This window comes from Hoyosella rhizosphaerae (genome assembly GCF_014643175.1).
GTDB classification, from domain to species: domain Bacteria; phylum Actinomycetota; class Actinomycetes; order Mycobacteriales; family Mycobacteriaceae; genus Lolliginicoccus; species Lolliginicoccus rhizosphaerae.
On the sequence record NZ_BMJH01000004.1, the window covers coordinates 159,361 to 179,142 of the forward strand.

General features: G+C 57.3%; 20 protein-coding genes. 13 read left to right on the forward strand and 7 right to left on the reverse strand.

The window, feature by feature from the left end:
- Window position 1 precedes the first annotated feature (1 nt).
- From panD to IEW73_RS15695, 6 genes are all read left to right on the forward strand, one after another.
- Window positions 2-439 carry an aspartate 1-decarboxylase gene (gene panD, locus IEW73_RS15670; protein WP_188677515.1) on the forward strand — a complete coding sequence of 146 codons (438 nt, stop codon included), beginning with the start codon at window positions 2-4 and terminating at the stop codon, window positions 437-439.
- A 2-nt stretch (window positions 440-441) separates the two neighbouring features.
- A complete protein-coding gene (locus IEW73_RS15675) occupies window positions 442-1,293 on the forward strand; it encodes a type III pantothenate kinase (RefSeq protein WP_188677517.1) in 852 nt (283 codons plus the stop codon).
- 188 nt (window positions 1,294-1,481) lie between these two features.
- Window positions 1,482-2,336 (forward strand): rhodanese-like domain-containing protein, encoded by an 855-nt coding sequence (locus IEW73_RS15680; RefSeq protein ID WP_188677519.1) that lies wholly within the window; start codon window positions 1,482-1,484, stop codon window positions 2,334-2,336.
- 150 nt (window positions 2,337-2,486) lie between these two features.
- Window positions 2,487-4,004 (forward strand): lysine--tRNA ligase, encoded by a 1,518-nt coding sequence (lysS, locus tag IEW73_RS15685; RefSeq protein WP_188677703.1) that lies wholly within the window; start codon window positions 2,487-2,489, stop codon window positions 4,002-4,004.
- 120 nt (window positions 4,005-4,124) lie between these two features.
- Window positions 4,125-4,469 carry a histone-like nucleoid-structuring protein Lsr2 gene (locus IEW73_RS15690; RefSeq protein WP_188677521.1) on the forward strand — a complete coding sequence of 115 codons (345 nt, stop codon included), beginning with the start codon at window positions 4,125-4,127 and terminating at the stop codon, window positions 4,467-4,469.
- Between the two features lie 556 nt (window positions 4,470-5,025).
- On the forward strand, window positions 5,026-7,584 hold the full coding sequence (locus tag IEW73_RS15695; protein WP_188677523.1) for an ATP-dependent Clp protease ATP-binding subunit: 2,559 nt from the start codon (window positions 5,026-5,028) through the stop codon (window positions 7,582-7,584).
- An 88-nt stretch (window positions 7,585-7,672) separates the two neighbouring features.
- On the opposite strand, the gene IEW73_RS15700 is transcribed toward IEW73_RS15695, so the two are convergent.
- On the reverse strand, window positions 7,673-8,575 hold the full coding sequence (locus IEW73_RS15700; RefSeq protein WP_229676062.1) for a DUF5995 family protein: 903 nt from the start codon (window positions 8,573-8,575) through the stop codon (window positions 7,673-7,675).
- A gap of 160 nt (window positions 8,576-8,735) precedes the next feature.
- On the opposite strand from IEW73_RS15700, the gene IEW73_RS15705 reads away from it, so the two are divergent.
- On the forward strand, window positions 8,736-9,173 hold the full coding sequence (locus tag IEW73_RS15705; protein WP_188677524.1) for an OsmC family peroxiredoxin: 438 nt from the start codon (window positions 8,736-8,738) through the stop codon (window positions 9,171-9,173).
- On the opposite strand, the gene IEW73_RS15710 is transcribed toward IEW73_RS15705, so the two are convergent.
- Together IEW73_RS15710 and mhuD are read right to left on the reverse strand one after the other, a co-directional pair.
- The gene (locus IEW73_RS15710) at window positions 9,148-10,398 is read right to left on the reverse strand and encodes a Cpe/LpqF family protein (RefSeq protein WP_188677525.1); all 1,251 of its coding nucleotides are present in this window, start codon (window positions 10,396-10,398) and stop codon (window positions 9,148-9,150) included. The genes IEW73_RS15705 and IEW73_RS15710 overlap by 26 nt on opposite strands.
- Before the next feature lie 203 nt (window positions 10,399-10,601).
- Window positions 10,602-10,919, reverse strand: coding sequence for a mycobilin-forming heme oxygenase MhuD (gene mhuD / locus IEW73_RS15715; protein WP_188677526.1), 318 nt, complete (start codon window positions 10,917-10,919; stop codon window positions 10,602-10,604).
- 32 nt (window positions 10,920-10,951) lie between these two features.
- On the opposite strand from mhuD, the gene IEW73_RS15720 reads away from it, so the two are divergent.
- A complete protein-coding gene (locus tag IEW73_RS15720) occupies window positions 10,952-11,761 on the forward strand; it encodes an alpha/beta fold hydrolase (protein ID WP_268236329.1) in 810 nt (269 codons plus the stop codon).
- Here IEW73_RS15720 and IEW73_RS15725 read toward each other — a convergent pair.
- The gene (locus IEW73_RS15725; RefSeq protein ID WP_229676063.1) at window positions 11,758-12,654 is read right to left on the reverse strand and encodes an iron-sulfur binding domain-containing protein; all 897 of its coding nucleotides are present in this window, start codon (window positions 12,652-12,654) and stop codon (window positions 11,758-11,760) included. The genes IEW73_RS15720 and IEW73_RS15725 overlap by 4 nt on opposite strands.
- 125 nt (window positions 12,655-12,779) lie before the next feature.
- On the opposite strand from IEW73_RS15725, the gene IEW73_RS15730 reads away from it, so the two are divergent.
- Complete coding sequence (locus tag IEW73_RS15730) at window positions 12,780-13,433, forward strand: carbonic anhydrase (RefSeq protein ID WP_188677528.1); 654 nt, start codon at window positions 12,780-12,782, stop codon at window positions 13,431-13,433.
- 81 nt (window positions 13,434-13,514) lie between these two features.
- Window positions 13,515-14,288 (forward strand): DUF4232 domain-containing protein, encoded by a 774-nt coding sequence (locus IEW73_RS15735; RefSeq protein ID WP_188677530.1) that lies wholly within the window; start codon window positions 13,515-13,517, stop codon window positions 14,286-14,288.
- Window position 14,289: 1 nt separating this feature from the next.
- Here IEW73_RS15735 and disA read toward each other — a convergent pair whose 3' ends face one another.
- The 3 genes from disA to IEW73_RS15750 all read right to left on the reverse strand — a co-directional run bounded on the left by disA (window position 14,290) and on the right by IEW73_RS15750 (window position 17,541).
- Complete coding sequence (disA, locus tag IEW73_RS15740) at window positions 14,290-15,369, reverse strand: DNA integrity scanning diadenylate cyclase DisA (RefSeq protein WP_229676064.1); 1,080 nt, start codon at window positions 15,367-15,369, stop codon at window positions 14,290-14,292.
- 46 nt (window positions 15,370-15,415) lie between these two features.
- On the reverse strand, window positions 15,416-16,825 hold the full coding sequence (gene radA, locus IEW73_RS15745; RefSeq protein WP_188677536.1) for a DNA repair protein RadA: 1,410 nt from the start codon (window positions 16,823-16,825) through the stop codon (window positions 15,416-15,418).
- A gap of 104 nt (window positions 16,826-16,929) precedes the next feature.
- Window positions 16,930-17,541 (reverse strand): copper chaperone PCu(A)C domain-containing protein, encoded by a 612-nt coding sequence (locus IEW73_RS15750; protein WP_188677539.1) that lies wholly within the window; start codon window positions 17,539-17,541, stop codon window positions 16,930-16,932.
- Between the two features lie 540 nt (window positions 17,542-18,081).
- Here IEW73_RS15750 and IEW73_RS15755 point away from each other — a divergent pair.
- Genes IEW73_RS15755 through ispF form a run of 3 tightly spaced genes read left to right on the forward strand, consistent with a single transcriptional unit; the run spans window position 18,082 to window position 19,778 of the window.
- Window positions 18,082-18,567 (forward strand): CarD family transcriptional regulator, encoded by a 486-nt coding sequence (locus IEW73_RS15755; protein ID WP_188677541.1) that lies wholly within the window; start codon window positions 18,082-18,084, stop codon window positions 18,565-18,567.
- A gap of 22 nt (window positions 18,568-18,589) precedes the next feature.
- Window positions 18,590-19,291, forward strand: coding sequence for a 2-C-methyl-D-erythritol 4-phosphate cytidylyltransferase (gene ispD, locus IEW73_RS15760; protein ID WP_188677544.1), 702 nt, complete (start codon window positions 18,590-18,592; stop codon window positions 19,289-19,291).
- 19 nt (window positions 19,292-19,310) lie between these two features.
- Window positions 19,311-19,778: a 2-C-methyl-D-erythritol 2,4-cyclodiphosphate synthase gene (gene ispF / locus IEW73_RS15765; protein WP_188677716.1), complete on the forward strand. Its 468-nt coding sequence runs from the start codon at window positions 19,311-19,313 to the stop codon at window positions 19,776-19,778.
- Window positions 19,779-19,782: the final 4 nt, after the last annotated feature.

A 19,782-nucleotide genomic window follows, 5' to 3' on the forward strand; every position in this document is an offset into this window, starting at 1 on the left:
TATGTACCGCACGATGCTTAAATCGAAAATCCACCGCGCAACCGTCACCCAAGCCGACCTGCACTACGTTGGCTCAGTAACCGTTGACTCGGACCTACTCGACGCCGCTGATCTCCTGGAGGGCGAAAAAGTCACGATCGTCGATATCAATAACGGTGCGCGGCTTGAAACTTATGTCATCGCTGGTGAGCGTGGCACTGGTGTCATCGGCATTAATGGCGCTGCGGCGCACCTCGTCCACCCCGGCGACCTGGTGATTCTCATTGCGTACGGTGTCATGACCGATGCTGAAGCTCGCGAGTACCAGCCACGCGTGGTGTTTGTCGACGACTCGAACTCACAAATCGAAATCGGCGACGACCCTGCTCACGCGCCTGCAGGTTCTGGGTTGAAGTCACCGCGCAAACCAGCTGATCCAGCTGTTCCGAACGTGGCCTGATCGTGCTTCTCGCCATCGATGTCGGAAACTCAAACATAGTTCTCGGTCTATTCGACGGAACTGGTGACAACGCACAAATCGTCGCTGACTGGCGCGTGCGGACAGATCCGCAATCCACAGCTGATGAACTTGCGCTGACGGTACGTGGGCTTCTCGGGCCGCTTGCAGGGCGGATAACCGGCATTTCAGGGCTATCGACCGTGCCATCGGTGCTGAGGCAATTGCGCATTATGGTCGAAAGGTATTGGCCAGAAATTCCGCACATTTTGGTTGAACCCGGTGTGAAAACGGGAGTTCCGCTTCATGTCGACAACCCGAAAGAAGTGGGCACAGACCGCGTAGTTAACGCACTTGCGGCGCACCGGCTTTACGGAACTGCGGGGCTCGTCGTTGATTTCGGTACCTCGACCAGCGTTGACGCAATCTCGGAACGCGGTGAGTTCCTCGGCGGCGCCATAGCGCCAGGCATTGAGATTTCAGTCGACGCACTAGCTGGGAGTGCTGCAGCTCTACGCAAGGTAGAGATGGTGCGGCCCCGATCCGTCGTCGGAAAGAACACCGTCGAGTGCCTTCAGTCCGGATTCGTCTACGGATTCGCTGGGCAAGTAGACGGAATTATTCGCCGCATTCGTAAAGAACTTAATTTCACGGACGCAAACAGTTTTGTCATTGCCACTGGTGGGCTCGCGACACTGGTGATCGACGAATGCGACACCGTGATGACCCACCATCCCCACCTGACCATAAGTGGCTTGCGGATGGTATTCGAACGTAACCAGGCGTCATCGCGCCGCACACAACGCGGGAGTTATCCCTCGCGCGTCCCTATCGGTGGCGCTCGCAGTATCAGTTAGTGCCGTAACTGAAATTTATGGCCGCCGACACAAATGATTCCGCTTCTCGGACTGGTGTGGCACACTAATGGCATGTTCTTCGTACACGCACTCGCACCCGCTTCACGGCGTGCAGCGTGTTGTCTTCAGAAGTGTTGTCAGCGCTAACTTTCCACGCGCCCACTTTTGTTGACCTAACCGGAGAAAAAATGTCTACCCCTTTGGCTGTTCAGGCCACCAATGCGTCGTCACGTGTGGATTCCTTCTCGCACGATCTGTCCATAACAAAGCTGACGAAACTCCTAGCCCTCGCCGATGAGTACGCCGACGCTGTCCTCGACGGCGATGCACGCTACTTTCGGGAAGAACTAAACGCGCACCATCGCCGCTGGTTGCTCCATGCAGACGACGAAGCCGAAGTGTGGTTGGTGCAATGGCACAATGCGGCCCCGACCTACAGGCAGGCCGCCTTGCCTGCGGAGGCAATCACATTATTGTCTGGCGCTCTGAGCTTTGAACGCTGGAACCGTGGCGGTCAATTGCAGCGTGAGCTTTCCCCCGGTGCTCAGGTTTCGTTTGCAGCAGGAAGCATGCGGGCATTTAAGGCTGGCGAGAGTTCGGAGTCGACCTTTGCGGTGCACAGCGTCGCCGTTGGCGGGGCACCCGCACAGGACGCACACGCTGACGTAATCCACCCGGTTGATGTTCCGCAGGCCGTGCGCCGGGGAGCCCGTGTGGTGGATGTACGGTCGCAAGAAGAGCGAACATCTCAAGGACCGCTGCTCGGAGCCATCGCTATAGATGCGGACCTCGCCATTCACCGCTTGGATCCGGCAAGTGCGCTGAGGCTCAGGAGCGTAGCGAGCACCGACGTTGAATGGATCATTGTGAGTTCAGATGGTGCTGTGGCTGCTGAAATCGTTCGCGAATTGCGGCAGCGAGGGCTGGTGTATTCCCGCTCAATGGCAGGCGGGTTCGCGGCGTTGGCTGAAAATTTAGTGTTCGACGTCATTATCGGCGGCATCCACAATCATCGTGATGCAGCAGTAATGGCCGCTCATTAAGTGAGTTCGCATTGTGCCTTTAGCGCTCGATGCGGAATGTTCGCGCCTTAGCCACTATCCTGAACTCTCGTGAGTGCTGCCCGAGAATCCGAGAACCTGTCGTCGGCGCAAAACGCGACCGAATCTACTACTCCCACTTCCGCTGGACCTGTGTCCGACGTGAAAACTCCTGCTGCTGCTGATGAATTTGAGCAGCTGCGGATCCGGAGAGAGAAGCGTGACCGTCTCCTTGGCTCAGGTCGAGAGGCATACCCAGTATCTGTGGAGCGCACTCATACGCTGAGTGAAATCAGGGAAAAGTACGCATCCCTTGAAGCAGGGGCGTCCACAGGTGAGGTGGCTGCCATTGTCGGACGTGTCATGTTCATCCGTAATACGGGCAAGCTGTGTTTTGCCGTTCTGCAAGAGGGCGACGGAACACAGTTGCAGGCAATGCTAAGCCTTGCTGTAGTCGGTGACGAGGCGCTCGCATCTTGGAAATCTGATGTCGACCTTGGTGACATCGTGTCGCTACGCGGAGAGATCATTAGTTCACGCCGAGGCGAGTTGAGTGTGATGGCTGATCGCTGGGAGATGGCGTCTAAAGCGCTACGACCCCTTCCAGTGACTTTTAAAGAACTAAATGAAGAATCGCGCATCCGTCAGCGGTACGTGGACTTGATTGTGCGACCAGAAGCTCGTGACATGGCTCGCAAACGTGTGGCGGTGGTTCGTGAGTTGCGAAACGCGCTTGAGCGTCGCAATTTCCTTGAGGTTGAGACACCTATGCTGCAAACATTGCACGGTGGCGCAGCAGCTCGCCCATTCGTAACGCATTCGAACTCGCTGGACATGGACCTCTACCTCCGCATCGCGCCGGAACTTTTCCTGAAGCGTTGTGTTGTTGGTGGTATTGATCGGGTGTTTGAGATCAACAGGAACTTCCGTAATGAGGGATCAGATTCTTCCCATTCGCCGGAGTTTGCAATGTTGGAGACATATGAGGCATTTGGAACGTATGACGATTCTGCCCGTATGATCCGGGAAGTTGTTCAAGAAGTAGCCGACGCCGCTTTCGGTACGCGTCAGATTATTCTGGCTGATGGCTCCACTTACGATATTGATGGTGAGTGGCAAACGATGGAAATGTACCCCTCATTATCCGAAAAATTGGGTGAAGAGGTGACGCCGGTTACTTCTGTCGAACAGTTGCGAGCAATCGCGGCTCGTGTTGGGTTCGAAATCCCAGAAGGTAAAGGGTATGGCCACGGCAAGTTGGTCGAGGAAATATGGGAGCACCTGATTGGTGACCACTTGCACGCCCCCACATTTGTTCGGAATTTTCCGGTCGAGACGTCGCCGTTGACAAGGCAGCATAGGACCCAGGCCGGAGTGACCGAAAAATGGGACCTCTACGTGCGTGGATTCGAGTTGGCCACGGGGTATTCCGAGTTAGTTGATCCAGTAATTCAGCGTGAGCGTTTTGTTGATCAAGCTCGCCTAGCGGCCGCTGGTGATGATGAAGCGATGGTTCTCGATGAAGATTTCTTGGCCGCAATGGAACACGGCATGCCGCCCACCACTGGTACAGGCATGGGAATCGACCGACTACTAATGGCGTTGACTGGACTTGGAATCCGAGAAACAATCCTGTTCCCGATTGTGCGTCCGCTTGGTAAAAAAGGCTAATTCACTCTATGATCGGATTTGACGCCAAATCTTTTTTGTTCGCGAATCAAAACAGATTTAACGGTGCGTAGCACGCGCGGCAGCGTTGCGTGCGACAGACGATGAGAGAGGTAATTACTTATGGCGCAAAAGGTGACAGTAACCCTGATAGACGACCTCGATCAGGACGCACCAGCGGATGAGACTGTCGAATTTGGGCTTGATGGTGTGACGTATGAGATCGACCTTTCCTCTGACAATGCGGCAAAACTGCGTGAACAGATGGAAGTTTGGGTTTCGCATGCACGACGCCTCGCTGGACGTAAAACTCGTCGCGCGGTGGGCTCTTCGCCCAAAGCTCGCGCTAATCTCGATCGTGAACAAAGTGCAGCTATCCGTGAATGGGCTCGCAAGAACGGGTACAAAGTTTCAGCCCGCGGGCGCATCTCCGCTGAAGTGACTGAGGCTTATAACAACGCTAACTGATGATCTACGGCAGATTTAATTCTGCGTACTCGGTAGCACACGGGCCGATGCTGTTAAGCATCGGCCCGTGTGCTATTTGTACGTATTGTCAGCTAAAGCTGACGTAAATCATCTTTATTATTAAAACCGTCATTTACTGGATTGCAAGGTGGTGGCAACTTTCGAGCTTGTAATCGGGGCCGCTGGAATAAATTTTCCCTGAGAGTCGGTTGCTCAGTTGCGGCCTTGTGTTCAAGTGGACGCAACGTGTTCTCTGTAGGCGTAGCGGCACCTGGAACGAACTAGGAGACCACTGCGTTATTGCAGTTAGTAAGGGTAAAACACAAGGTTGAGATGGTGTGCGGTTGTAGTTCCGTCAGTTGTAGGGCGCTCAAACCGTAGCGTTCGATGGATATGAGTCGGTGCCGATCAACGTAGTGCGACGTCGCGGTTCGCTATCAGCTACTAGAGTGGGGATGCGCGGCAAGGACCGGAGTGCCGGATTCAGCGACGGCATGCGAAGGCGACAGTCATCGCGGCTAGCGTCCGGGCCTAACGAGGAGTGTGAGGGAGAGCGATGTTCGAGAGGTTTACCGATCGCGCACGGCGCGTTGTCGTCCTGGCTCAAGAAGAAGCCAGGATGCTCAACCACAATTACATTGGCACTGAGCACATCCTGCTTGGCCTCATCCATGAGGGTGAAGGCGTTGCTGCCAAGTCTCTGGAGTCTCTCGGGATTTCACTCGAGGCCGTTCGCAACCAAGTTGAAGAAATCATTGGCCAAGGGCAACAGGCCCCCTCTGGTCATATTCCATTCACCCCGCGCGCCAAAAAGGTTCTGGAACTGAGCCTTCGCGAGGCGCTGCAACTGGGGCATAACTACATTGGCACTGAGCACATCTTGCTGGGTCTTATCCGCGAGGGTGAAGGCGTAGCGGCGCAAGTGCTCGTCAAGCTTGGCGCTGACCTCAACAGGGTGCGCCAGCAAGTCATTCAATTGCTGTCGGGCTACCAAGGGAAAGAACCCGCGGAAGCTGGGGTTGGCCGAGGTGAGGCCGGTACGCCGTCAACCTCACTGGTCCTTGACCAGTTTGGTCGCAACCTGACGCAGGCGGCGATGGAAGGGAAGCTCGATCCGGTCATCGGCCGTCAAAAAGAGATCGAGCGCGTCATGCAGGTGCTCTCACGGCGCACCAAGAACAACCCCGTCCTCATCGGTGAGCCCGGTGTGGGTAAAACGGCTGTTGTTGAAGGCCTAGCTCAGTCCATCGTTAATGGTGAGGTTCCTGAGACGCTGAAGGACAAGCAGCTTTACACCCTCGACCTCGGGTCTCTCGTGGCGGGCAGTCGTTACCGTGGTGACTTCGAAGAACGCCTGAAAAAGGTGCTCAAGGAAATCAACACCCGCGGCGACATCATTCTCTTCATCGACGAACTTCACACACTCGTGGGTGCCGGTGCTGCGGAGGGCGCAATTGATGCCGCATCGATCTTGAAGCCGAAACTCGCTCGAGGTGAGCTTCAGACCATTGGTGCCACCACACTTGACGAGTACCGTAAATACATCGAAAAGGACGCCGCACTCGAGCGTCGATTCCAGCCGGTCCAGGTTGGCGAGCCTTCGGTGGAACACACCATCGAAATCCTGAAGGGCCTACGGGATCGCTACGAAGCCCACCACCGGGTTTCAATCTCGGATGGGGCACTCGTTGCCGCAGCAACCCTGGCCGATCGTTACATCAACGACAGGTTCTTGCCCGACAAGGCAATCGACTTGATCGATGAGGCCGGTGCGCGGATGCGTATCCGCCGAATGACTGCTCCACCAGACCTTCGCGAATTCGATGAGCGCATCGCGGATGCTCGCCGTGAAAAAGAGTCGGCGATCGATGCGCAAGATTTCGAGAAGGCCGCAAACCTTCGCGACAAGGAGAAGCAACTTGTCGCGCAGCGTGCCGAGCGTGAAAAGCAGTGGCGTTCAGGTGATCTAGATGTCGTTGCTAGCGTCGACGACGAACAGATCGCTGAGGTGCTATCCAACTGGACAGGCATCCCGGTGTTCAAGCTGACGGAGGAAGAAACCTCACGTTTGCTGCGCATGGAAGACGAACTTCACAAGCGCATCATTGGGCAAGAAGATGCCGTGAAGGCCGTATCCAAGGCTATCCGTCGTACTCGGGCCGGGCTGAAAGATCCACGACGCCCATCCGGTTCATTTATCTTCGCTGGGCCATCCGGTGTGGGTAAAACCGAATTGTCCAAGGCGCTCGCGAACTTCCTGTTCGGCGATGACGATGCACTCATCCAGATCGACATGGGTGAGTTCCACGACCGGTTCACCGCTTCGCGACTGTTCGGTGCGCCTCCCGGCTACGTCGGCTACGAAGAAGGCGGCCAACTCACGGAGAAGGTACGCCGCAAGCCGTTCTCGGTTGTGCTCTTCGACGAAATCGAAAAGGCACACCAGGAGATCTACAACACGCTCCTGCAGGTGCTCGAAGACGGACGCCTCACCGATGGTCAGGGACGAACAGTGGACTTCAAGAACACTGTTCTCATCTTCACCTCCAACCTCGGTACGTCCGACATTTCGAAGGCCGTCGGGCTGGGCTTCACATCAGGTACGGGTGAAGAATCCAACTACGAGCGGATGAAACTCAAGGTCAACGACGAGCTCAAGAAGCACTTCCGGCCAGAGTTCCTCAACCGTATCGACGATGTGATTGTCTTCCACCAGTTGACTCAAGATCAGATCATCCAAATGGTCGACCTCATGACGAACCGCGTGGAAACGCAGCTTAAGCAAAAGGACATGACTCTCGAAGTCACGGACCAGGCTAAGTCGCTGCTCGCGAAACGTGGCTTCGACCCAGTGCTTGGTGCACGACCGCTGCGTCGAACCATCCAGCGTGAGATCGAAGATCAACTGTCGGAGAAGATTCTGTTCGGCGAGATCGAAGCTGGACAGGTCATCCTCGTCGATGTTGAAGGCTGGGACGGCAAGGGCCTCGGAGAAAATGCTCGCTTCACCTTCACGGCGAAGAAGCGCCCCGTGCCTGTAGTCGACACACCAGAACCGGCAGTCGCCACGGCAGGCGTTGACAGCGCAACCGCAGCTGACGACTCCACCGAGTAGGTTCGGCGACAACACAATGAGGGGCTGGACACAGAAATTGTGTCCAGCCCCTTTCGTGTTTCGCGCAGCCGCTAGAAGCGGTCAAGCGTCATAAACTGCCCACATAATTTAGGCCGCCAAGAACCTGATCGATGGTTCCCCATAAACCATGAATCCGATGACGCGCCTCCACCTCTGTTGGCTGGTGTTGTAACGCAAACCCATGTGCCAACGTCAAGCTGTTATAACCGACATCGGCGATGCGAAGCATTGCTGTAGTACCCACGCCCTCGCCGACTACAGAGTCAACCGCGTCGCCAATAAAGAAACCACTCCACAACGGACCGAGATCCGCCCCATACGCGGAACGAGTGCTGTCGATGATTGAGTTTCCGTGCAGCGCTATCTGGTCAACGATGCGAAAGAAGTCGAATGCGTGGTGATCCCGAGTTCCGGCCACACTGACCGAATACGCAAGATCAACTGTGATGTGCGCGTTGTAGCCGGCCATCGCCGCATGTTCGGGGGACTGTGAGCAGTCCGATGCGAGCTCGAAGAATCGCTGCCACTGCGGTTCCACCGGCGCACCAGTCATTTCCGCATGCAGATTGGCCAGATACCTGGTGAGAAGGTCGAGGCTTAAGCGCGCTGCCCATTCTTGGTCAACGAACTCATGTTCGTTTCTTTGCATAGGCATCACGGCAGCGTGCTCAACAGCATCTAGACCGACTGAAAAAAGTCCACGGCGGTCCACGTGATCAACAAGAAGCTCAGTGACGGCGGTGTGGCGCTCTACTGCGCTTTCAAGCCGCTCAAGTGTCGTCGATCCCGTAATGCCATCTGGGTCCGCGAGCGTGGCAATGCGAGGGTTCAGATCAGCGGTGATGCACGGGTTCGTAGAGGGGAGGGGTGCGGTTGTGGTCGCCGCCGTCGTACCGCCACTGACAAGCGCCGTCGTCGCGGTTATCACAACAAGCAGGGCTACACGATCACGCAATCTCGGTAAAAGCACTCCGAAAGTCTAAGCGTTCCGCAAAGCGCAAACATACTGAAAACCTGGAACTCCCTTGCGCTCCCGAGGGATTGCGCGACACTGGTGTATGTGGCCGCGTTTGGTGGCCCAGAAATCGTGGCCCAGAAGTCGTGGCCCGAAAATCTAGGAAAGGAAACACATGCCTACTCGTTCCGCTAGGACCGCATGGAATGGCACTCTGCAAGAAGGCGGCGGAACCGTTGAGCTCACCAGTTCCGGTGTGGGCCGTTTTGATGTGTCGTTCCCGAAAAGGGCGGCTGATGAAGCTGACGGCACCACTAGTCCTGAAGAGTTGATCGCCGCTGCGCATTCATCATGCTTCGCGATGGCTCTGTCGGCGCAGATCGCAGAGGCAGGCGGAACCCCGCAGAATCTTGAAGTTCGTGCAGACGTGAGTTTGGGTCCTGACCCCAGCGGTGGATTTCGGATTACAACAAGCAAGATCACCGTCCGCGGTGAAGTTGACGGGCTTAGCGCCGCAGCATTTGAAGAAGCCGCAGCCGCAGCGAAGGCCGGGTGCCCAGTGAGCAAGGCGTTGGCTGGCGTCGAAATCAGCCTTGAGGCGAAGCTTCACTAGTCATTGGCTCGGTAGGTGGGTGTGAGCCGATGTGAACTTGTGTCCTCGGCTCAACACCCAAAATGTCGCTGGCGACTTTGCTGCTGAACAATTGTTCGACAAGTCCGATTTCGTGTTCAGTTGACTGATGTAGGCCGAAGTACCACATGTCGCCGTCGGTGTCTGTGAGGACCCAGGTCTCGGTGTAGGTGCCCACAGCCTCGTGGGTTGCATTGTGCATGGTGCGCCAATGGGGGCTCGCCACATCGGAGCTGGTTGTATCGGTGCTTGGTGTATCGGTGCCGGGTGCGTGGGTGAGGATCGCCGCCATTGCTTCGTCACCACTGAGGAGTCGCGCATACGCGTTGCACAGGTCCACTTGCGATGCGGGTGCGGTGGCATTATCCGCTTCACCAGCGGTAACTCCGATCCTTTCACACAGCGCTTCGTGTGCCACAGCGTCGTTTGCCGTGACAGTGCGAGTCGCGGCCTCCCGAATGGTTGCTTTTACCGTTTCCGCATCGCCGTTGTCTTCGTCAGGTGTCACGTCTGGCTGCATCAATGAAGGAAAGTCCAGAGTGTCATCCCAGTGCACATCATTTGCAGCGATGCTTTCGCTGAGCGCGCTGAGTGTTTGTAGCGCAGGCAATGTAGCTGAAGGAAGAACGGTGTCTGTATGAATGCCGTAGGTTTTTTCGCAGCTTGTTTCATCGATGCGGGCAGCGAGAACTGAGTAATCGGTCCCGAACATGTCAAGCGTGGACGCCAACTCGTCGAGCTCAACAATGCGAGGGGTGTGTGGGCGAATGAGCATGCTTTTGAATTCGCCGTCACCTGTGGATTCGATGCGAAGATCAAACCGCACACCAAGCGGACTGATGACTTGCGCTGTACCTCGAGTCTCGGTGCTTGAGTAGCCCAGCACTTCATAAGGTCCAGTGGTCCGGAGGCGCTCTAGTGTATTGGCGAGAATCTCGGAGATGCTCGGATCGGCGGGGGACAGCTCGGCGGCGACAATTTCTACAGTGACGGGCTCATCGGCGTGGATAAGGTGCAGGATGCTCCGTGAAACGTCATCGACAGCGACATCGGCGGGAACTTCCGGGAATTGCGCTGCCATGTGCGCTACATGATCGTCAGGTAGGGGCTCGGCAATAGCTGTTGATTGCGTAATTCCGAGAGCGCAGGCGATGGTTGCACCGCACAGGGCGGCGGCAGCGCGGCGAGAACCTGGATGCTTGCTCACTTCGGCGCCCTCCTGGAGTGCAGGGCGCTGCCGTTTGTGAACGGAAATCGTGCCCGCACAGTCTCTACTTCACCTTGAGGGTATGTTGCTAGCGAGAAAAGGCGTGCTTTTGTTTCCGCGTGGTGCGAACTTTCTGCTTAATTCGTTATTCAGACGAGCGCCACTGCACCGCGATGTTCACTTTCAGTTTTTGTGGCTAAGAATTAACTCGGCGGCGCAACGTCGAGAACTACCTCAAACTCAAGCAACGAGGCGCCAGTGGCGACGGGGCGGCGTTGCTCGCCAGGTTTCCCCGCATGGGCGGCCCGAGCTGGCCCTTCGGACCACTCCTTGAATGCCTCCTCGGATTCCCACTGGGTGACAACGAAGTATCGCGTTTCACCCTTGACGGGGCGAAGGAGTTGAAATCCCAGAAAACCCGGTGAATTTTCCACTGCTCCAGCGCGTGCGGCAAAACGCTTCTCCAGCTCTGCGCCAGCACCTTCGGGAACTTCAATTGCATTGATCTTCACGACAGCCATGGCGCGATACTACTCGCGTAAGGTACGAAACTGTGCTCTACGACCATGGCGGACACGGAACCCCAATCCTGCTATTGCATGGACTCATGGGGCGAGGAAGAACCTGGGATGCGTGCGTTCCGTGGTTGCGCTCATACGGCCACGTCTACACATACGACGCACCATTTCACCGTGGTGCGGATACAGGCAGCGAAACGGACGCCGCTGTTGCAACCGAATACTTTGTCGACGACATTGCACAACAACTCGCGACCATGGGCGAACCGGCCGTTCTGATCGGCCACTCGATGGGCGGGCTCCATGCGTGGTGCGTGGCTGCCTGCCATCCCAACAGTGTCAAGGCAGTTGTGGTCGAAGACATGTGCCCCGATTACCGAGGGCGTACAACCCAGCCGTGGGACGCGTGGTTCAACTCGTGGCCCACGGAGTTCAGCGACGCTGGGGAAGTGTACGACCTGTTCGGACCCGTTGCGGGGGAGTATTTTCTTCACTCTTTCGACAAAACAGAACACGGTTGGCGGCTTCACGGGCACATCAACACGTGGCGAAACATCGCGCAACATTGGGGTACTCGCGACTACTGGAAACAGTGGAGCTCCACCAGTGCACCAGCGTTGCTGCTGGAAGGTGAGCACACACTCACCATCCCAGGCCAGATGAAGCAGATGGCATCAATCGAACGCGGTGCGCCCACCTACTATCACAAGGTTCAGGGCGCTGCGCATCTGATTCACGACGAAGCCCCCGCCCAGTTCCGCGGTGCTGTCGAAGCTTTTCTTGACGGCCTCAGCAGCGACGATCTGGGCAGCGACGATCTAGACGATGCCACCCGGCGGCTCTAGCTTTCGCCTTCACCAACGAGGGCGAATTGCCCATCCATTGTTTGCTCGACGAGCCCGTCAGTGAGAAGGGACAGAAGCGCCCGGTCTCGCTGAGTTGTATCCGTCAACCACGCCGCGTCGATCCGTGAACGATCAACGGGGCCTGAGGCAGTTCGGAGAACGTCCATAATCCGACCCCGGACTTGACGGTCTGTCCCTGCGAATCCTTGTGTCTTTCGTGGCGGGCCCTCATATGGTGGGCGACCAGCAGCGACCCAGGCGCAATGCGGTAAAGGGCAGCGAGCACAGTCCGGGTTCCTGGCCGTGCACGTAACAGCGCCGAGTTCCATCAATGCGGCCGAAAATATATCCCCGTCAATCTCTGGGATGAGGGCAGCTGCATCTCGCAAATCTCGATTGGTTGATGGGTTACCGGGCTCCGCCTGGCCGTGCACTGCGCGGGCAATCACCCGGCGGACGTTGGTGTCCACAACAGGTACGGACTGTCCGTAGGCGAAGCACGCCACGGCCCTAGCGGTGTAGGCACCCACCCCAGGAAGCGTGAGAAGTACGTCGATATCGCTCGGAACTTGGTCATCAAATTCTTCGGCCAAAGTGCGCGCACAATCGTGCAAGCGCAACGCGCGACGGGGGTACCCCAGCTTTCCCCAGGCACGCACCACAGTTGCGGGAGATTCAGCGGCCATCGTCGACGGCAAAGGCCACCGCGTCACCCACTGTTGCCACACTGGAGCAACTCGCGACACGGGGGTTTGCTGCAACATAATCTCGCTCACCAGTATGTGCCACGGGCTCACATCAGGCTCGCGCCACGGGAGTTCACGGCCTTCTTTGCGAAACCACGTTACGAGCACCTCAGCGGCAAACCTTGGGGTTGGTGGTTCCGATTTCACGAACTTTTCACACCTTGTCCTGGGGCAGTTGTTTTACCTGATCAGCAGGGATAAATTTTTTGTGCACCGCGGTTTTCGTCGAGAACGTGTGCGAATTGCACGAATGCGCAGTGCACAATGGTCACATGCCCTCGTCGAACCCGGTATCTGCATGGAAGTCCCTCAAGGAGGGAAACCTTCGTTTTGTCAGTGGATCACCTATGCACCCTAGCCAGGGTATAGATGATCGCGCGAAACTCGTAGAAGCCCAGCACCCCACAGCGGTGCTGTTTGGTTGTTCCGATTCGCGAGTGGCCGCTGAGATCATCTTCGATCAAGGTCTGGGCCAGATGTTTGTGATCCGGACCGCCGGACACGTCGTCGACTCCGCAGTCTTAGGGTCGGTTGAATACGGGGTCGGCGTTCTCGATGTGCCATTGATTGTCGTGCTTGGGCACGATCGGTGCGGGGCGGTTGCTGCAGCACTGCAGGCGCTCGAAGGTGGAGACGTACCCCCAGGTTTTGTGCGTGACGTGGTGGAGCGAGTAACGCCGTCGTTGCTGCGGGCTCGGCAGCGAGGCTTTAGTCATATTGACGATTTTGAAGCACAGCACGTTCGCGAAACGTCGGAGCTACTGCTTGCGCGGTCGCGGGTGGTCGCTGACCGAGTGGCGGATGGCCGCTGCGCCATTGTTGGTGTGACGTACAAACTCGCCGAAGGCCAAGTGAAACTGCGTAGCGTCGTTGGCGATGTCGGTGATACTGACATCGATGACGGAGCACCTGTTTCGTCGGAATAAAACAATGTTGATGTAACTCACAGGGCGACACACCTAGCGCGGTCAACCCGGTGGATCACGTTCGGGCATACGGTAGGTCACGTGTCCGATCCTGGTTACCGCTCACCTCGGCCGCCTCGGCGTCTTCCTCACCCGCCCGAGGTGTATCGGCGACGCAGAATTGCCGCCGCAGTGATTGTTCTCTTCCTCGTCATCGTTCTTGCTGTGGGCCTGTTCTTTGCCGTGCGGCTGGTACTAGGCGCCGGATCAGGCGACAACTCCGATCCACAGGCGTTGGTCGAAGCAACTGATGAACCGGACGAAGACGATGACGAAAGCGGCGATGACGAAAGTCTTGACGCCGACGACGAGTTTGATGAAGTCCTCGAAGAAGACGATGACTTTGACGACGAACCTAAGATCGCGGAGGGGCCGTGCCTTGATTCTGCGATGGCGGTGCGTGCCACGGTGGACCGAACTGAGTACCCGGTAGGTGACCAGCCCCGATTCGGGATGGTGATCACCAACATTGGCGATACGACTTGTGCCCGCGACCTCGGACCGGCAGTGAAACAGGTGTCGGTGCGCAGCGTTGAAGGTGACCGCCGAATTTGGGTCAATACTGACTGTTCTCCCGCGACGGGTCGTGATGTGTGGACTTTGGCTCCGGGGGACCAGGCGGCGTTCGCAATCACATGGTCGGGTACCAATTCTTCCCCAGGTTGTTCGGGCGCTCGGCAAACCGTTGAGCCCGGCGAATACCGGTTGTTTACCCAGGTGGGTGAGGTATCGGCGGAACCAGTGACGTTCTCGGTTTTTGATCCGAACGCACCTGAACCTGAACCTGAAATTGAACCGTCGCCGCCAGGCGAATGAACTAGAACCGTTCTTCGAGAGTTGAACCCGCCAACCGGGTTAGGCCTTCAGCAAGCATTCGGGCACGGAAAGAGCTAATTCCTTCTACGGAGCGGAATTTTTCTGGGCTAGCGGCAAGCAGGGCTTGAAGGTTCCCGAATGTGCGCACGAGCTGCTCAACTTGAGTGAATGGAACCTTGGGGAGTTGCGTAAGGAAACGATATCCGCGCGGTGTTACAGAAGTGTCGAGGGTTTCCACAGATCTGCTGTAGCCGAGTAGGTGAGCCAACTCGGGGAGATCGAGCAGTGCGCCATCAGAAATGCCTTCGAGAGCCGCTAGCGCCTTATCGACGGTCGGCTCGTCTGGATGTTCTGGAGCGCTTAGGTAGTCGCGAAGCACCATGCGCCGTTGCAGTTCGTTGCCGCCAAGGTATTCCTCTAGTTGTAGGGCGATCTGGCGACCGTCAACCCCAAGTTCGATGACATCGCGGTCGATTTCTACCGAGATGCGGCGCACCATTTCGAGTCGCTGGATAACCAGTAGTGCGTCGCGGAGGCTGACGAAGTCGTCGATTTCCTCTACTGCGAGCGCCCGGGTGACCTCGTCTAGCCGGTGCTTATACCGCTGGAGGGTGGCGATTGCCTGGTTGGCGCGCGAGAGGATGGTGGCGGAGTCGTCGAGGACATGTCTGGTGCCGCTAGCGTAGACGCTGGCGATGCTCATCGACTGGCTTACCGAGATGACGGGGTAGCCAGTTTGGAGGGCTGTACGTTCCGCTGTGCGGTGCCGGGTGCCGGATTCTTCGGTGGGGAGAGAAGGATCGGGAACCAGTTGGACATTCGCTCGAACAATCCTGCGGCCGTCTGACGAAAGAACGACTGCGCCATCCATTTTTGCGAGCTCGCGAAGCCTTGTGGGAGCAAATTCGACATCAAGAACGAAGCCGCCGTCGCATAGCCGTTCAACGGTGTCGTCGTAGCCGAGAACAATTAGTGCGCCGGTGCGACCGCGAACAATTCGTTCGAGCGCATCCCGAAGCCCAGTTCCGGGAGCGAGTCTTGCAATCGTGGAAAGCAGTTCGGATGGGTTCTTCTGCGACACATCGCACCTTCTACTTCGCCAACGTGGAATATCTATGAAGCCTACTTCACTTCTGTTTCGCCTCAGGAGCCAAGGCGGACAGTGCTTCACCGACGTTGCGTACATGCGTTACTGCGACGTTGTGGGGCATTGCATCGGAGTCTGCCGGAACGATGGCGCGGGTGAAGCCGAGGCGTGCAGCTTCCTGTACTCGGCGCCCGGCACCCGGTACTCGGCGGACTTCGCCAGCTAGACCCACTTCGCCGATTACGATCGTTCGTTCCGGCAGTACAAGATCGCGCGCACCCGATGCGACAGCCACCGCGATAGCGAGGTCAGCCGAAGGCTCCGTCACCCGCATACCACCAACAGTGGCGACATACACCTCAGAACCAGTCAGGCTGAGCCCACAGCGACGTTCAAGAACCGCCAAAATCATGGCGACCCGTGAACTGTCGAGTCCACTTACTGCCCTTCGAGGCGACGGAATACCGTTGCCCGCCACGAGTGCTTGCACTTCCCCCAGCATCGGGCGTTTGCCGTCCATCGCGACGGTGATCGCTGTACCGGAAACTGTGTGCGAATGATGATGGAGGAATAACCCAGATGGGTCGGTGATCTCTTTGATGCCGCTTTCGCAGAGTTCAAAACACCCGACTTCATCCGTTGGCCCGAACCTGTTTTTGATTCCGCGAACCATTCGGAGCGTCGAGTTCTTGTCGCCTTCAAAGTGCAGCACTACATCGACGATGTGCTCCAGCGAGCGTGGTCCGGCGACTGAACCGTCTTTGGTGACGTGGCCAACGAGAAGTACCGCAAGTCCGGAAGTTTTCGCCAAATTTGTCAACGCATTGGTGACGGCCCGCACCTGGGTGACACCGCCTGTGGTGCCCTCAACGTCGGCGGCGCGCATCGTTTGAACCGAGTCGACGATAAGCAGGCTTGGTCGAACTTGTTCGACGTGCCCGAGAATGGTGGCGAGTTCAGATTCTGCGGCGATCATGACGCGCTCGTGTAGGGCATTCGTCCGGTCCGCACGGAGGCGAACCTGACCGGCTGATTCTTCACCCGTGATGTACAAAGCTGTGTCGTGCTCGGCCCAGCGGCGTACGACTTCGAGGAGCAGAGTCGATTTGCCCACTCCGGGTTCGCCCGCCAACAGGATCATCGCGCCTGGGACAACGCCGCCGCCGAGCACGCGGTCGAGTTCAGCAATTCCGGTGGAACGAACTGCGGCGTGGCTGCCTTCGACTTCGTTGATTGAGCGAGCAGGACTCGACGGCAGCAATCCGCCGGTGGTGCTTGCGATACGCGATTCAGGCAGGGCGGATCGTTGGAGTGCTGAAGTCTGCAAAGGCGATAGGGCTGGCGCTTCTTCAACCGAACCCCACGCGCCGCACTCAGGGCATCGGCCCGCCCATTTGAAAGTCACATATTGGCAGGCCGTGCACCGGAAAGTCGTCTTTGTTCGCACCACAGGTAGGAGGCTATCGCAGAGGGGTGACAATTCCCGTTCCTGCAACGAGCGCTGCGGTTAAGTATCCAAACAGCAACTCAAAGCGCTGCGAGCCTACCGACGTGCTAGTGGCTGCCGTATGGCCTTGGCACGTAAGTACGTGTGGATGCAGCGCCGGGCTCAACGGGGACGTTGAGAACAATTTCCCCGGTTTCCTCAAAGGTGAAAGTGATCGGCACTGTGAGGCCTGGGCGCACATTGGAGCTCAAGTTACTGAGTTCAACCGTGGGACGATCTTCGTCTGGTTCGAGTTCAAGCACTGCTGTTCCAACGCGCAATACGCCACCGGCAGGAACTGTCAACTCATCATCGGGGAAGCTGACTTGAGCGTCGAACGACTCAATGCTGGTGAGCACGTCTGGTGTCACGGCGTTGTTGTTTACCACGGTGAAAACCAACGTGGCGGTGGCAGAAGTCTCAAGCGGGTATGCCTCGGCGTCCTCGAACGCAATATGGGCATTCCGGATCGCAATGTCGCCAACATCGACGAATGACCCGGTGACGGCTGCCTCTTTGGAGCCAGTTTGTGTCACCTGGCCAGCGCCGCACCCGGTAAGTGCAAGTGCTGCGCCCGCGCCGAGCGCGATCGTTGCGGCGGCAATTCGGCCTACCCGCGTGCGTGAACGCGGAGTTAACGCACCAGCATTGGAACTGTGCTGCGCAGTTGACGAAGTCACGGTCGGTCCTCCCGGGCTCTTGGTCATCGTGAAGCAGGTCAAGTCGGCGGTCGCCAGCAGTGACGTTGCCTCACTAGGTAGCGTAGTAGTTGTGCTCGAGCGTCGTGCACGGTGGGTCTGCTTTTGGAGTTTTTTCGTCCTGCCACGTCCACTTTGTGGGTGTGCTCGCGCTCGTCTTTGGTGAGTTTTAGCGTTCCACCTATCGAGATGCGCTCGACGCTCGCGATTGGGGTGATCGGTCGCCTCGTCGAGTGTGAGCTGTCATTCCGGTGGGTGTGGGGGATTCCCGGCCTCCAGCGAGCCCGTCATCTTTGAATTCGGGCCTGGCGCTGTTTGTTTGGCCGGGAATTGTGCCGTAGTCTCGGGATTTTTTTGGCTATCGATATGGAACATTTTGCCGTCGGTGATTGGAACTACTCGCCCTGCAGAAGCGCAGGTGGGGGGCTATTGGGTTGGGTCAATCGCCCTGACCTGCGAGGACGGCAGCCATTTAGGGCAGGCTCGTGTTAGCATAGACACATCGAAAGGGGTACGGGACATATGAATTTTAGGGTCGGAGACACCGTTGTTTATCCCCATCACGGTGCAGCCACGATCGAGGCGATTGAAACCCGAACCATTCGGGGTGAGCAAAAAGAGTATCTCGTACTAAAGGTCGCGCAGGGTGATCTCACGGTGCGTGTTCCCGCCGCAAACGCTGAATATGTTGGTGTTCGTGACGTGGTTGGCGAAGAGGGTTTGGACAAGGTTTTCCAGGTTTTGCGCGCCGCGCACACCGAGGAACCTACCAACTGGTCACGCCGGTACAAAGCAAACCTTGAAAAGCTCGCCTCTGGTGACGTGAACAAAGTCGCAGAAGTTGTTCGTGACCTGTGGCGACGCGATCAAGATCGCGGTTTGTCTGCAGGTGAAAAGCGCATGCTAGCTAAGGCGCGACAGATTCTTGTCGGAGAGCTTGCTCTCGCTGAAGGCACAGACGATGTGAAGGCCACTTCCATCTTGGACGAGGTTCTCGTCGCATCATAATGTCGCACCCGTCGTTTCTCGGATGAGCAGGCAGCACCGCCGCATAGCGGCGATCGTTCCTGCTGCGGGAATGGGTACAAGACTCGGAGGAGCGCTCCCGAAGGCTTATGTCAGCCTCGGTGGGCGCCCTTTGCTGTCGTGGGCTGTAGAGGGCCTCCGGAATTCAGGAGTTGTGGACAGCATCATTGTCCTTGGCGCACCGGACCGCCTTCAGCAGGCACGAGAAATCGTGGGCAGCGATGTACTGGTTCTTGCTGGCGGGGTCGAGCGCTCAGATTCCGTTAAAGCAGGACTTGATGCGGTTGGTGACGTCGACTACGTACTAGTTCACGACGCTGCTCGTGCACTAACCCCTCCGTCGATGATTCGGCGAATCGCCGACGCGCTCTTTTCCGGCGCCGATGCGGTCATACCAGTGCTCCCTGTCGTCGACACAATCAAAACTGTCGATTCGGACGGTTGCGTCACTGGAACTCCGGTACGAGCAACGCTGCGGGCCGTCCAAACCCCTCAGGGATTCCGAGCAGAACTGCTGCGTGCTGCACACGATGCGGCAATACAATCGGGCGCAGATGTTACAGACGACGCCATGCTCGTGGAAAAGGTCGGCGCGACTGTTCGAACCGTTGACGGCCATTCGCACGCCTTCAAGGTGACTACGCCGCTTGATCTCACCCTTGCAGAGGCGCTCGTTGCCTCCCAGCCCACACTTTTGGCTCAATAGCGGATAGAGTCGCCCTGTGATGCGCGTAGGGATTGGCACAGACGTTCACCCAATCGAAGCGGGACGACCATGCTGGATAGCTGGCCTGTTGTTTGATGGAGAATCCGGCTGCACGGGCCACTCAGATGGAGATGTTGCTGCGCACGCTTTGTGCGACGCGTTGCTGTCAGCTGCAGGTATGGGTGATCTAGGTGCAGTTTTCGGAACCGGGCGACCAGAGTTCGACGGCGTGAGTGGCGCCGCACTGCTCACAGAGGTGCGCAGACTGCTGACTGAAGCTGGAATGACGATCTCCAATGCCGCAGTGCAAGTGATCGGCAACCGACCCAAAATGGGCCCGCGACGTGTTGAAGCCGAAACGGTGCTCTCAGAAATCGTTGGCGGACCAGTATCTGTGTCGGCAACAACGACTGACGGCCTCGGCTTGACTGGTCGTGGCGAGGGAATTGCAGCAGTAGCAACGGCACTGATCTCCACCAACGCCTAGCAAA

Excerpts from the sequence above, each read along its gene's own strand:
- panD (WP_188677515.1), top strand. The coding sequence starts at position 2 with ATGTACCGCACGATGCTTAAATCGAAAATCCACCGCGCAACCGTCACC.
- IEW73_RS15680 (WP_188677519.1), top strand. The coding sequence starts at position 1,482 with ATGTCTACCCCTTTGGCTGTTCAGGCCACCAATGCGTCGTCACGTGTG.
- IEW73_RS15690 (WP_188677521.1), top strand. The coding sequence starts at position 4,125 with ATGGCGCAAAAGGTGACAGTAACCCTGATAGACGACCTCGATCAGGAC.
- IEW73_RS15695 (WP_188677523.1), top strand. The coding sequence starts at position 5,026 with ATGTTCGAGAGGTTTACCGATCGCGCACGGCGCGTTGTCGTCCTGGCT.
- IEW73_RS15705 (WP_188677524.1), top strand. The coding sequence starts at position 8,736 with ATGCCTACTCGTTCCGCTAGGACCGCATGGAATGGCACTCTGCAAGAA.
- mhuD (WP_188677526.1), bottom strand. The coding sequence starts at position 10,919 with ATGGCTGTCGTGAAGATCAATGCAATTGAAGTTCCCGAAGGTGCTGGC.
- IEW73_RS15730 (WP_188677528.1), top strand. The coding sequence starts at position 12,780 with ATGCCCTCGTCGAACCCGGTATCTGCATGGAAGTCCCTCAAGGAGGGA.
- IEW73_RS15755 (WP_188677541.1), top strand. The coding sequence starts at position 18,082 with ATGAATTTTAGGGTCGGAGACACCGTTGTTTATCCCCATCACGGTGCA.
- ispD (WP_188677544.1), top strand. The coding sequence starts at position 18,590 with ATGAGCAGGCAGCACCGCCGCATAGCGGCGATCGTTCCTGCTGCGGGA.
- ispF (WP_188677716.1), top strand. The coding sequence starts at position 19,311 with ATGCGCGTAGGGATTGGCACAGACGTTCACCCAATCGAAGCGGGACGA.